The 12,920-nt window shown below is 49.3% G+C and carries 11 protein-coding genes; all 11 read left to right on the top strand.

Going from position 1 to position 12,920, the window contains the following annotated elements; genetic code table 11:
* Positions 1-127: 127 nt before the first annotated feature.
* The 11 genes from VME0621_RS22995 (at position 128) to VME0621_RS22940 (ending at position 12,906) form a co-directional block, all read left to right on the top strand.
* Positions 128-1,267 (top strand): tyrosine-type recombinase/integrase, encoded by a 1,140-nt coding sequence (locus VME0621_RS22995; protein ID WP_062461729.1) that lies wholly within the window; start codon positions 128-130, stop codon positions 1,265-1,267.
* The gene (locus tag VME0621_RS22990; protein ID WP_062461727.1) at positions 1,264-3,531 is read left to right on the top strand and encodes a hypothetical protein; all 2,268 of its coding nucleotides are present in this window, start codon (positions 1,264-1,266) and stop codon (positions 3,529-3,531) included. The genes VME0621_RS22995 and VME0621_RS22990 overlap by 4 nt, the downstream gene beginning before the upstream one ends.
* A 17-nt stretch (positions 3,532-3,548) precedes the next feature.
* Positions 3,549-4,853, top strand: coding sequence for a hypothetical protein (locus tag VME0621_RS22985; RefSeq protein ID WP_065311745.1), 1,305 nt, complete (start codon positions 3,549-3,551; stop codon positions 4,851-4,853).
* Positions 4,854-4,932: 79 nt separating this feature from the next.
* Positions 4,933-5,595, top strand: a complete 663-nt coding sequence (locus VME0621_RS26720) for a hypothetical protein (RefSeq protein WP_156750286.1) — start codon at positions 4,933-4,935, stop codon at positions 5,593-5,595.
* A complete protein-coding gene (locus tag VME0621_RS22970; protein WP_062461721.1) occupies positions 5,592-6,257 on the top strand; it encodes a hypothetical protein in 666 nt (221 codons plus the stop codon). Before VME0621_RS26720 ends, VME0621_RS22970 begins: the two co-directional genes overlap by 4 nt.
* Positions 6,250-6,693 carry a hypothetical protein gene (locus VME0621_RS22965; RefSeq protein WP_062461718.1) on the top strand — a complete coding sequence of 148 codons (444 nt, stop codon included), beginning with the start codon at positions 6,250-6,252 and terminating at the stop codon, positions 6,691-6,693. The genes VME0621_RS22970 and VME0621_RS22965 overlap by 8 nt, the downstream gene beginning before the upstream one ends.
* 815 nt (positions 6,694-7,508) lie before the next feature.
* Positions 7,509-9,272 carry a KAP family P-loop NTPase fold protein gene (locus VME0621_RS22960; protein WP_062461715.1) on the top strand — a complete coding sequence of 588 codons (1,764 nt, stop codon included), beginning with the start codon at positions 7,509-7,511 and terminating at the stop codon, positions 9,270-9,272.
* A complete protein-coding gene (locus tag VME0621_RS22955) occupies positions 9,272-10,114 on the top strand; it encodes a Qat anti-phage system associated protein QatB (protein WP_062461714.1) in 843 nt (280 codons plus the stop codon). Before VME0621_RS22960 ends, VME0621_RS22955 begins: the two co-directional genes overlap by 1 nt.
* The gene (gene qatC, locus VME0621_RS22950) at positions 10,107-11,438 is read left to right on the top strand and encodes a Qat anti-phage system QueC-like protein QatC (protein ID WP_062461710.1); all 1,332 of its coding nucleotides are present in this window, start codon (positions 10,107-10,109) and stop codon (positions 11,436-11,438) included. The genes VME0621_RS22955 and qatC overlap by 8 nt, the downstream gene beginning before the upstream one ends.
* On the top strand, positions 11,438-12,163 hold the full coding sequence (qatD, locus tag VME0621_RS22945) for a Qat anti-phage system TatD family nuclease QatD (RefSeq protein WP_062461707.1): 726 nt from the start codon (positions 11,438-11,440) through the stop codon (positions 12,161-12,163). Before qatC ends, qatD begins: the two co-directional genes overlap by 1 nt.
* A gap of 146 nt (positions 12,164-12,309) precedes the next feature.
* Complete coding sequence (locus VME0621_RS22940; RefSeq protein ID WP_062461704.1) at positions 12,310-12,906, top strand: tyrosine-type recombinase/integrase; 597 nt, start codon at positions 12,310-12,312, stop codon at positions 12,904-12,906.
* Positions 12,907-12,920: the final 14 nt, after the last annotated feature.

Here is a 12,920-nt window from a genome sequence, read left to right as displayed (position 1 = left end):
TATCGGGAGCTGACCAAAAACCCCATTTTTGTTGACAAAGATGAGCAGGTGCACAATTTCAGTATGGCAAAGTTTTTTAGACTACATTTACAACAAAAGCACCCACCCGACAATAATTGGGGTATGTATGCGCAAGGTGAAAGTTGTAGATTGTCAGTATGCCGTTAGCCCGAACGACGGCCAACCGCTGTATTGCGATGTGTATGTACTTCTCGACGACGACGAACAGATGTTGTTTTCCGAGAACCTGTGGCTAGCGGCTATTGCCAAAACCAGTCCGCCGAATACGGCCAGGGGGTATGCCGCCGACCTACTGTCCTTTGTCCGCATGGCCAAGCCACTAGGCGGGTGGGCGGCCATTGGTCAGCAAGAAATGACCGGTTACCTACACGGTGAGTTGTTTCAACACAGGGGATACAAAAAAGCCACCATGCAACGCCACATTACCACGCTGAAGCAGTTTTACGAGTGGCAGGTGGAGCGGGGTTACCTCGACTCGATGCCCTGCTTTGAGTGGAACTACGAGCACCTGTACACCAAAGAGCCGGTGGACAAAATCGCCCACCATGCCAATCAGCACAGCTTCCACCCGCTGTATATCGATAAAACGGTGTTTAACGACACGCTGTTACCTGCGGTGGACAACGCCGATGAATTCATCCGCTTGCGCGACCGACTTTGTCTGCGCTTGGGTTACGAGTGCGGCACCCGAGCGCATGAGGTACACGATCTCAACGCGCTTGAGGTGAGCAAAGCGATTGCTAAAGCACGGGAAGAAAACGACGGACTGTGGTCGGTGGCGACAGTAAGGATCAGTGGTAAGGGTGCCAGCAACCGCGATCTGCTCATTCCCCCGAAACTGTGCGAATTCATCTGGGATTACCTAACCAAGTACCGCGACGGCATCAACCAAGGGCACGGACCGCTGATCAGTACCCGTCAGGGCCAGCCGCTGCGTGATTCGAAACACGCCAGCACCGTGTTCAAAAATGCGTGCCGCAAGGCCAAGCTGAAACGCGTACACAAGCAAGGGTATCATCGGCTTCGCAAGAGTTTTGGCACCAATCTGGTTCAGGAGTTGTACGACGAAGGCCGGGGCGGTGAAGCCTGGGTACTGGTACCTGTACGCCTGGGCCACAAGGATGTCGAGACCACCAAGTTGTATATCCAGTTCGATGCGCTGCGCAACAGCCGCAGTCGGGTATTCGAAAATTTACACATGAATGAGGCCAAATACAAGGCCATACAGCGCAAGGAGGCGGCATGAAGGTCTTCACAACCACTGACGTGATTCAGAGGGTCGCTGACGGCCGTCTGGTGATGAGTGACCTGCCCAGCCGGCGTTTGAACCCACGCCAGGTGGTGATTGAAGTGAATAACAAAGCCAGAGTGGACGTGTTGAGCGCCCCCGCGCGCTATGCCGATGACGCTCTGGTCGACATCCTGCTGGATTCTTTCACCCAATCCGAGTATGCGGTTCGGCTGGGTATCAGTCAGAAGAGCCACCGCAACGCGGCGGTGCGGGCGTTTTTCGCCTTTCTTAATACAAAAGATTACCCCATCACCACCGAGGACGAAGATGGCAACAGCGTAGCCGTACCGCTGCCTGCGCACTGCTTCAGCGACTGGCTGGACCATCTGAAAGCCAACGAGACCCCCTATAACGTATGGAGCCGCATGTCAGAGCTTCGAAAAGTGCTGCTCCGTGCGCTGGAGAAGCGCTTCGGCAATCAGCGGTCAACGTGGCCAACGACACTCAAGGCCGCCTGGCAGATGCTCGACGCCAGCACGCCAGTCACGCCTAAATACACAAAGTCACCGCCACTTGGTCCCTACCTGGGTATCCCGCCAGACCAATTCAGCAATAATGAATTAAAAAATGGTCTGCGCTACGGGGTGATTTGGCTGCTGAAGCGCCTGCAAGCACAGCGGGAGGCATTTGTCGCCAAACCTGCCATTCAGCACGCGCTGGATGAGCTTCAGGGCAGCACGCCTGCTCAATTTGCTCAGGCATTTAGTTGGCTAGATAATTTTTTGGTCGGAAGGGAGCCTAGCCAAGAACGACCACACAACCCCGAGCGTCTTTCCCGCGTCGCTCCCGTCGCCTGGCAGGTGATCCAGGCCGACCCGCTTCTGACCGAATGGCAGTGCTACTGCTTTGCCAAGCTGCGCCCGGCCCTGGTGCCGGGGGCAAATGGTGAGGCGCACCCAATAACGCCAGAGACGCAGCAAACCCTGCTGGCACGATGCGTCAACCCGGACGGCAGTTTGCGCGCGCGGCCCAAGGGCCATGGCCAAAACGATACCGGCTGGGCGCCGCTCAAGCCCTGGTTGGGAGGGGCGGGAAACGTTACGACTCCACAACGCTGTCGCTGGGGACGGGACTGGCTGGTGCACAGCGAACTGGAGCAGTTGCTGATGGTATGGCTGCTGGCCTCCGAGCGTGCTCAAACCAGCGGCATCAAGTTGCTGACGTTTGACGGGGTGTGGGTTGCGCGCCGTGAATTGCAGATTTCCACAATCAAACTTCGCCGCGCCAGCAGCCCCAGCGCCAAGCCTCACAGCACCGACGTCCACACCGAGATATACCGTCAACATGAACCGCCCTTCGGTGTGTATCATACCTGGCTGCAGCAGACGCGGAAGGCCCAAGCGGCACTGGATGGGTTGAACCCGGATAACCGGTATATGTATGGCTCGGCAGCCCAGTTAAGCGGCACTATTGCCACTAATACAGCACATGCTCTGACCGCTGCCGTTCTGCCACTGGAGCTGCTCAGCGTACAGGGGACTGTGTGGCACGACACCTTCATTGCGGAGACCGGCAACTCCCGCGAGGCGCAGGCGTTTATCGCCATCCTGGCCAAGTGCGTGGCCAAGAAACGCGCCAACCCGAGCGCTAAAGTTACGTTGCCCGTTGGACCGATAGGGCAGAGCCTGGTGGTCGAGCAGGAGTTGGAAAGTAACTGGGATGACACCCACAGCGAGATAGAAAACGAGGTCATGGGACACGACAAAAGTACCGGGCGCAATGTGTACAAGGATGGTTTCAGACGCGCCGGCGTCAGCGAAATCCTGGCCCCGGTACAAGCTTTTGCCCGCAAGGTAGGTGACGATAAAATCGAACTGGCGCAACAGATAGCCAGGCACCTGAACGAACAATCCCGTCCGGTATCCCTGGCCGAACTGGAAAAACTGTGCGACATCGACACTGCCCGCACAACCCAGCGGGACCTGCTGGCCACGCTCAGCGCGCAGGACAAGATAAGCATCACCGGTGAAATCGGCCTCGGCGACCAGTTGCTAATAGTGCAGACCGACCTGACCGCCGCGATGATGTGGGGGTATATCCAGCACCTTGAAGCCTCCTTGCCTGAATTGATGGGCACTGACCGGGACGAAACCACGCTGCGTCACCTTGCCCAGTACCTGCACCTGACCGACACCTTCACTCGGCTGGATAACGGCCTGCAGCAAGAAGGGAAACGCTTGGCCAAAGAGATGCAGTTCCCGTTCCCACCCCTGAACTGACCAAGGAGCAAACACCTATGCCCATGTTACTTTCCGACCTTCAGCAGCAGCGACTGGACCTCTTGCAGGTGACGTTAGACCCGAATGCGACGTGGATACTGCCTGTCGATAGAGGCGCCAACCGCATTGAGAACGGCACGCTAGATTGGGTCACCTATCCGGTGTCCCAGGCGCATAGCCTGCTGGTCCAGCGCCTGCTGCTCGACTGGTGGTCGCCGGCGGTGGTTAACGGCAACACCACGATAAAGGACCACGCTTATCGTCAGGCTGATATCCTGCTGCGCCTGCTGGCGTTGGCTGCGGAGCATTACCCAGGCAGGGCGCTATGCGAGCTGCACCTGGCCGACTGGGTTAAGCTAACGGTGCTGATGGTGCTCAGAGTCTGGGATAGCAACGAGGCAGGCGAGCGGTCGCTGATCGCCAGCGACCAGCCCTTGGCCGTTCAAAACTTTGAACGCACGATTACGGTGCTCAATCGATGGTTGGACAGTTATCAGGCTGGCAATGTCAACGACGGCCCGGACTGTAAACTCCCCCGCAAGACGGTTGAAAATGCGCTGAAAGCGGAGCTGAAGGCATTCGGTACCGACCTGGACACCTGGAAACAGGGCGGCAGTTACGGCGCGGTGCCTTTCGTGGTCGCCCACCTGCTGCTGGCCGATGCCCTGGACACCCTGCATGCGCTGCGCACCAAGCAACTACTGGCCTACTTTACCACGGTGCGCGAGCACAACGCCCACGACCTAGTGTCCGCGTTTTGGAGTCACGGCGGATCATCCAATAAGACTTCACAGTTGGCGGCTTACCGCACCAGCGGCGACATCAGCACGTTGACCGTAACCCGTGAGTCGGGTGGAGAAGGCAGTGATATCAACCGGGCCAAAACCGAGATTGCCAAGCCGCTGCACGCCAAACTACGAGCACTGCAGGCAAAATATGCCCCCGACACACCGTTCACCTTTCCCTGGCAGGGCCATAGAGCCCTGAAGGCAGACTACAACGCGCTGCAGGGCGCGCTGTATGTCATTTTCCTGTCGGTGATGGGCAAGCGCGGGCCGAGCGAGGTGCGTACCCTGCGCGGCATCGACATCACCCGCCCGGATACAGAGACGGGTCAGGAGGCGGTGATGCGCCCGAGTATCGAGAAAACCAACCAGGGGTTGCGCGAGGCCCAAGGCGTAACCAACTTCATCGACGACAGTTTCGAGGTGCTGCTAAAGCTCGGCTACCACGATAAAACCGGCACCGAGCTGCCGCTGTTCAGCGCCCTGCCGTCCCCACTTCACGCCAGCCCCCCCCCCCACCCTACTATCGACAGATAGGGCACAATTCCGACTCCACACCTACTACGCCGCCTTTTGCGAGCGGGTAGCCGAAAAAGTCGACTTTGACGTGCAGGCGATGCATGACAGCCTCAGTAGTCACCAGTTTCGCCACAGCTTCGCGGAGTTCGGCCTGCGCAAGTATGACGGCAACGTGGAAGAGCTTATCCGCCAGCACTTCTGCCACGCCTATAACCACTGGTGGACCAGGCGCTACACCGGCGACAAGTTGGATGCGCAGGACCGGGAGCGCATTAATCGCAGATATGTCCGTGAGTTGGTGCCTCGCATCGTCTATGACCATGCCGACGATCCGGATTTCGTCGGTGGCGTGGCCACGTTTATGAAACAGGAGTTTACCGACAAGGTCCGCATCTTAAGCCCGGAGCAGACAGAAGCGCATATCGAGTCCCTGTGTGATGAGGTCATCCAGGTGACGGCCCACGAATATGGCTTCTGCCTGCTGATGAAACGATTCCGCAGCATGGCCAATTGTGCTGACGAAAATGGCAATCCCAACCCGGCGGGTACCTCGATGGAAAAGTGTAAGACCTGCCCCAACTTCTGCGCGTCACGAAAAAGCCACCTGACCAAACACCAAGTCACGGTCATCAGCCACGCCGACTTTATTGAGCAGAAAACGATGACATTGCCGATCTTGAAGGAGAGCAGCCGCCAGGCCATTCGCAACTCAGTGAAACTGTTCCCTGAGTTGGCCCACTTCGCCGAGGGTATAGCATGAGCGTTCGCGACAAACTCCTCAAACCGAAATCCACCGAGTCAGCGCCTGAGCCAACCAAGTTGCCAACCTGGGTGACAGAGGGCTCAGACACCACCCAGACGCTGTATCATGCCGCGCAGCAGGAATACAAGCATATCTGTGGGCTGATCGTATCGGGCAAAGCTGAGAGTCCCAAAGACCGTCGACTGGTACCCGCAAAAATCGCGGCGCGGGCCAAGTTGGACCGCAGTAATATCAACCCACGTCGCCAGTTCGAGTTGTGTCAGTGGATTGAGGATAAAAACGGCGACCTGGCAGTCCTGTTCGACCTGCATAAACCCGCGCGCCAGCCTGCCAAATCCCAGTCAAAGCGTGAGTTGCAGCGCGAAATCACGCGCCTGCGCAATGGCACCAAGGTGCAGACCGACGCCGAGCGCCGGGCGATTGTCGAGGCTTTTTTCAGTAGGAATATACTGGATGACCGCTCCAAACTGAATCGAGAAAACAGTCGGTTGAAGCTGGAGAACGAGCAACTGAATGACCAGGTTGCCCGCCTGCAACAGACCGGGCGGGAAAACGACCGATTGATAGCGCGGTTGATGGGAATACTGACCCCGGAGCAACGTGCACAGCTGCAAGACATATCGCTGGTGCCGAAAGCAGGAGGGCCACAGGATGTCTGAAAAACGACTATCACCAGAAGAGCTTCAGCAGGTTGGCCTGCCCGAAATCGACATGCACGACGATAACCCAACCAAACTGACCAAGCTGTTTGCGCACTATCGCACCAGCGGCAAACCGCTGCCCAGCTACGGGGTTAATGAGGACGGTGATGTCCAACTCAACCAAAGCTTGCTGGCACGTCTTGGTAAAATCCGACAGGGCAAGCAGGTGTTCAAGCGCGACTACGCCCGTGAGATGCTTGAAGCGGCCATCGCCGACTGCGGGCTCGAAGAGCGGGACACGCCCGAGGCCGTATCCGATGCCGAAACTGTGCGCGAAGCGATGCAGGACAACATCAACTCGGTGCGACGCGAAATGTCCGGTGTTGATGACAAACTTCAGGAGGCGTTGACCAAGGATAACTTTTTGAAGGCAAACCAATGCACGTCTATGTAATAGTACTAGAAAATCAGAGCCCACCCATCGCGAACATGAAGAGTTGCATCCGGAGTTGTGTCAATATTTCTTGTGCTAACATGTACAGAAGTAAACAAAGATGGAGGTGATAATGCAAGCCCTAAGCTCTTGGATATTTAGCTTTGATGGCGTATTTACCCTCTTGGCTATTACATTGGTTAGCATCTTGCTTTTTTCTGTCTGGGTCGGCTACACGGCTCACCGATTAAGCAAAGAACAGGCTAAAAATCATCCCCCGAAAAAATCAAATTCAGCAAATTAAAGTTGAAAGCACCTCTGTGGCTGATCTGCTCTTGGCAGATTGGATACTGAGTTAAGTGAACTTTCCATACTTGAGGTTATTCGTTTTTCGCTAATTAAAGCAAAAACAGTATCAGTACGATTTGGCTAGCAAACTTTTGCCCCAAAACGTGTTTAGATAGCAGTAAACCTTCATTAAAATAGTTTAGTCAGCAAGTTGCTTCCCAAATTATCCAACAGGCAGCTAAGTCATAACAAAGCAAGCTGTTTTCCTATTTGTTCAGCCGCTTGGTGCACAAATTCTCATAGCCTCTTGTCAAAATGATCTGGCAAGTCTCTGACTCATACTCTTACCTCACAAACTGAGTTTTATTATCTTTGAATTGCTAAATTCACAGATTAGAATGATAAAATTATTAAGAAACAAAGCACATATTTGTTTTTATTTGTGATATCAGAGAAGTAACGCCTTCAATAGAATCTTATTTAACTTGAGGATCAGTCAGCCGAGTCAATACTGACGCGGTTGTTATTAGTACTGTCAGGACATAAACATGTGGTCAGATAAAGAATCTAAGATCGATTTTTTAAATTTCAATGAGATTGCTGAATCAATCAAAGATCTCATTACAGAGAAAGAGTTAATGCCAATATCTATTGGCGTATTTGGTGATTGGGGTGCTGGTAAGTCAACAATTTTAGAGTTAACCGCTAAAGCGCTTGAGAAGGAAGAACAAGAGTACATCCAGATTCATTTTGATGCATGGACATTTCAGGGATACGACGATGCAAAAGCTGCACTGTTGGAGACTATCGCAGCACAATTGGTTGAAGCTGCCGCTGAGGATGAAAAACTACTTGAAAAGGCACTTGATTTTGCTAAGCGCATCGACAAAGTAAGGTTTATGGGGCTTATGGCTGAAGGTGCTGCTGCTATTTCTGGAATGCCGACATTCGGTGCAATTCAGAACTTTTTTGGTTGGGCTGGGGATGCCTTTGATGAAAATGATGATTTGGATTTCGAAGCAGTTCAGAAAGATGCTAAAGCAATAGGTCAGGTTGGTAAAAAGGCTAAAGGACTTGTAAAAGCTAAGAAGAAATTCTCTCCTCCAAAAGAGATTAGAGAGTTTAGAAAATCCTATATATCGTTGCTAAAGGCTTTTGATAAACCTGTAATTGTTTATGTTGATAACTTAGATAGATGTTTACCTGAGAATACGATATCCACACTAGAAGCAATTAGATTGTTTTTGTTCATGCCAAATACTGCATTTGTTGTTGCGGCTGACCCGGACATGATTCGCTTGGCAATTCCTCATTTCCATAAGGGAGCTTCTGTACGTCACCAAACTGACTATCTAGATAAACTGATTCAAATCCCTGTACATGTTCCAAAGCCCGGTTTTGCTGAGGTTAGAGCCTATCTGATAATGCTAATTGCCCAAGACAGAGGTATCCCAATAAAAGAGTTCGACCGCTTGAGGCTAGGGTTGGAAGAATCACTCAGGTTTTCTTGGAAACAGGGACAGATTTCGGTAGATGATTTACTAGAAAGGTGTGAGCTTGATGACGCTGAGCTTAGAGAAGAGTTTAAGATAGCAGAACAGATGGCTCCAATATTGGCAGAGTCTGCGAACATAAACGGCAATCCAAGAATCGTAAAGCGCTTACTTAATCAAGTTAAGATGAGGAAAAAAACTGCACATCGTAGAGGTATGCAGCTAGATGAGCGAACAATAACTAAGCTAGTGATTTTTGAACGCTGCATGGGTATTCAAGCAACAAATAGGCTGTATGAGCTCATTGATTCAGAGAGTGGTAAACCAGAACTCATTGAAGAACTCGAACGAACAGATAAAGAGTTTGATATCGAAAGGCTACCTGATGAATGGAAGAAAGAAGTTCATTTCCTAGAAAAATGGGCTCGATTAAAACCTTTGTTTACAGGTGTAGATCTAACTGCGGCAGCATACTTGAGCAGACAAAATATCCCGATGGGCTCTGTTAATAGCGTCATGTCAGGCGCAGCACAAAAAATGCTTGAAGGATTGTTGAAACAGAAAACTAGATCCAGTAAAGCGAGCTCTGAACTGATTGAACTTACAGCTAGTGAAGAGTACATATCTGTGATGGATAGCCTCATCGAAGAGTTGCGTAAAGTTGAAGATTGGAGCCTAAAAACCTCCGGAATATATGGAGCAAGGCAATTGGCAGCACATGATGATAGGTGTAAGGCTAATTTTTTAGCTTTCGTGAAGAAAGCTCCCAAGAAACGATGGCTAGAATCATTGATTAAAGAACTAGAGGCAACTAAATAATGGGAACTTCAGCATCAAGTACCGGACCTAATAATAAGAGCCCGTTGTTACCACCATGGGCAGAGCAAGGCGGTTCAGTGGAAGTTGGTTCTGATAATGGAGCTGACGTTAGCGTACCACCACAGGAAGTTGATAATGGAAAAGTACAAGAGCAGATTCCGGGCTCAGTTCCTAATATTCCGTCACCAAATCGACTGACAGGGGCAAGAAGGGCATTTGGGGATTACGCAAAGTCAGGAAGTGACAACTCTAATTTGAGAGGCTCTCTTAAGAAATACTCTAGAAGCTCCGGTGGAGGTTCTGGAGTGAGCCGCAGGCTAGCGAGCGGTATCACTGCTGGCTCCGGTCTATTGGGGATGATGCAAGGTGACAGCGTTAGGTATAACGATAGAACCCTGTCTCTATCTGAGTTAAATGGATTAACTACTGACCAAGCGATAGATCGTATTAGCGATCATCTAACACCTGATAACGGTGATGCTGAATCTGTGCGTTTAGCAATAGATTTTGCATTAGCGGAAGTATTGCCTGATGAAGAAAAGTTTGATGAGTCCATGTTTACAGATGATGTGGTAACAGAAGCTATATCTTGCTATTTAACTGATCTGATTTTTCAGGATGTTGTTGATGGAATGGGCAAGGCTTGGTTTCATGCTGAACACCCTAGTAAACATCACAAAATGGAAGAAGAATTAAGGGATCTAATAAAAGTGATAACTCAATCTAAAGTAGAAAAGATCACGAGTGATAATGGAGGGCATTTATCGCAGGCTAATATCACTAAAATTCAAATTGACGCGATATCGCAGACTGTAGATGAATGGGAGTCTTTTAATGATTAATTTCTATTTTAACCATAATCCTTCTTTGCTTCCCGAGTATTCCGAGACGTGCCACCCAGTGCAACTCTTCGGTACGCACCCACACGATAGCTCTAAGCACAGTAGAGCTTCGGGCAGCTTACTAAAGAAAGTACGTGATCTTGGGGTTAGTATTGATGCGGATGCTTTAGATTTGATAACCATAGCTAGTGCCGTTACTGCTGCTGAGACATTTGAACTTCGAGGTAATGCGGCAGATGCGTGGTCAAGGGTTATGCACTTGCATATTCCGGTTATTAACGAAAAATTATGGGGAAGTTTATCGGAGCGTCTTAGTTCTATCTTGAGCTTCTTAACTGGTGACCAGTGGAAGTTTACGTTTACGAAAACTTTGCTTGAGGTGCCTAAACCTATTGTTAGTAACAAATCAAAAGCAAGGTTGAATAGCTTCAAAGGACTAAACTCAGTTTGTCTTTTCTCTGGTGGGTTAGATAGTGCTGTTGGCGCAATAGATATACTAAATGGTAAATCCAATTATAAACCGCTTTTGCTTAGTCATGCTTACCGTGGAGATGGTGTTAAACAAGAGAACATCAAGAAGCTTTTAAAGTCTAAGTATGGTGAGCTTTCTTATAGCATTTCACCTAGTTTAATGGCTGGATTGAAAGGTAAAACTGATGTCACGATGCGTGGAAGAAGCTTTAACTTTTTAGCTATGGCTGTGTTGGGGATTTCTGCTCTGAGAAATGCTAACGAAGATAGTAGTATTTCTACAATTATTGTTCCTGAGAATGGGTATATTTCAATCAACCCTCCACTCACAAGGCGACGAATTGGTAGCCACAGTACACGGACTACTCACCCATATTTCTTGAATCGTCTTGAAGAACTCTTAAAAGATGCTGGATTTAACGTGACATTTGTTAACCCATACCAATTTCAAACAAAGGGTGAAATGTTAGAGGAATGTGTTGATCAAGTTGCAATTGCTAAGGCCATTCCGTTGAGCGTGTCCTGTAGTCATTGGCATCGAAAACATATGCAGTGTGGCCATTGTGTTCCTTGCCTCATTAGACGTTCATCTGTCCATCATGCAGGGTTCACACAAGATGCACCATACGTCAGTAAGAACTTAAAATTTGTTCATAACGATAAAGATACTAGAGATGATTTGCATGCGGTGCAGACTGCAATTATTAGGCTTAATAAATCTCAAGACTACAAGGGATGGATTAGACAAAGTGGCTCGTTACCGAATGAACAAACTACAAGAGAAAAATTAGAGTCTACAATTAGACGTGGACTCAAAGAAGTAGAAACGTTTCTTGAGGCGAATAAAATATAATGATGGATATGCATTGCCATGTCGATCTTTACCCCGATTATGACATGGTTTTAAAAGACATCAGTGATACTGGTTGCTATCTATTATCCGTTACGACAGTACCTTCGGCTTTCAAAGGTACTGTTAATTTAACGCGTGATATTAAAAACTGTCGGACGGCACTTGGATTGCATCCCCAGTTAGCTCATCAGAGAAAAAACGAGCTTACCCTGTTTGATACATTGATAGAAGAAACACGGTATATTGGAGAGATTGGACTTGATGGTTCAAAGGGCTATAAAGAACATTTTGACGATCAGTTGATTGTTTTTAATCATATTCTTAAAAAATGTGAATCTCAAAAAGATAAGATATTAACTATTCATAGCCTAAATGCAGTTGACGCAGTTTTAGAATGCTTAAGAGAGCACCCCAAAGCGGGCACTCCTATTCTTCATTGGTTTCTTGCAACAAAAAGACAAGTATTGAAAGCAATCGATCTTGGTTGTTACTTTTCTATAGGACCAGCCATGTTGTTCTCGATAAGAGCGAAGAATGTCATTTCTTGGCTACCAAGAGATCGAATTTTATTGGAAACAGATGGTCCATTTGCCAAGGTGAAAGGAAAAATTCTATATCCATCCGATGCGGCCAGTGTTATTCCGTATTTGGCAGAGTTGTGGGGTATTTCTCCTGATGAAGTAAGAGATATACTCAAAGCTAATTTGAAAGGCCTTGTTAGTTAGGCTCGCCTTAATTTAGCTTATCCGAAGACACAATGTGGTAGCTGACTCAAACTCGTTTATGTCCACCGACGTTTCAGAGCTTCCTAAACCCTACTAAACTTGACTGCCAAACTTCATGTTGACCAAAACACTGAGAGGAGGTCATCATGAGAAAGTTATCTTCTGGAAAATGCAGTGGCATCAAAAGGCCATTTAAGCTTGAAGAGATCTGGCGGATCAGAACTAGGCTGGAGATTGAAAATGATCTGATGCAGCTCGCACTACTGAACCTAGCTATAGATAGCAAGTTAAGAGCGAGTGATTTACTAAAGCTACACGTTTACGATGTTTCTTCGCAAGGAGTTATCTATGAAAGGGTTCAGTGCATCCAGCAAAAAACTGGCACCGATGTCCACTATGAGATTACTCCGAGAACACAGCAAAGTATTAGCCGATGGATTTTTGCAGCATCCCTAGAGGCAAGCAGTTTTCTATTCCCGAGTAGCCGACGCTTTGGGCAACCTATCAGCTACTCATTCTATCGTTCAATTATCAGGAACTGGGTTGTAAAACTGGGACTGAATGCTGACTATTACGGCACTCATTCCATGCGCCGCACCAAAGCCACGTTAATATATGCCAGAACGAAAAACATCAGGGCCGTACAGATTTTACTTGGACATTCGAAGCTAGATAACACAATTCGATACCTTGGCGTTGAACTAGAAGACGCTCTGAGGTTGTCTGAGAAAACAGACTGCTGACAGGTGCTGCAACA

The organism is Vibrio mediterranei (assembly GCF_900088415.1).
Lineage (GTDB): Bacteria > Pseudomonadota > Gammaproteobacteria > Enterobacterales > Vibrionaceae > Vibrio > Vibrio mediterranei.
This window is presented reverse-complemented; position numbering and strand designations above follow the sequence as displayed.

Coding starts and splice junctions, on each gene's coding strand:
- VME0621_RS22955 (WP_062461714.1), top strand. CDS start 9,272: ATGGGAACTTCAGCATCAAGTACCGGACCTAATAATAAGAGCCCGTTG.
- VME0621_RS22970 (WP_062461721.1), top strand. CDS start 5,592: ATGAGCGTTCGCGACAAACTCCTCAAACCGAAATCCACCGAGTCAGCG.
- qatD (WP_062461707.1), top strand. CDS start 11,438: ATGATGGATATGCATTGCCATGTCGATCTTTACCCCGATTATGACATG.
- VME0621_RS22995 (WP_062461729.1), top strand. CDS start 128: ATGCGCAAGGTGAAAGTTGTAGATTGTCAGTATGCCGTTAGCCCGAAC.
- VME0621_RS22960 (WP_062461715.1), top strand. CDS start 7,509: ATGTGGTCAGATAAAGAATCTAAGATCGATTTTTTAAATTTCAATGAG.
- VME0621_RS22985 (WP_065311745.1), top strand. CDS start 3,549: ATGCCCATGTTACTTTCCGACCTTCAGCAGCAGCGACTGGACCTCTTG.
- VME0621_RS22965 (WP_062461718.1), top strand. CDS start 6,250: ATGTCTGAAAAACGACTATCACCAGAAGAGCTTCAGCAGGTTGGCCTG.
- VME0621_RS26720 (WP_156750286.1), top strand. CDS start 4,933: ATGCATGACAGCCTCAGTAGTCACCAGTTTCGCCACAGCTTCGCGGAG.
- VME0621_RS22940 (WP_062461704.1), top strand. CDS start 12,310: ATGAGAAAGTTATCTTCTGGAAAATGCAGTGGCATCAAAAGGCCATTT.
- qatC (WP_062461710.1), top strand. CDS start 10,107: ATGATTAATTTCTATTTTAACCATAATCCTTCTTTGCTTCCCGAGTAT.
- VME0621_RS22990 (WP_062461727.1), top strand. CDS start 1,264: ATGAAGGTCTTCACAACCACTGACGTGATTCAGAGGGTCGCTGACGGC.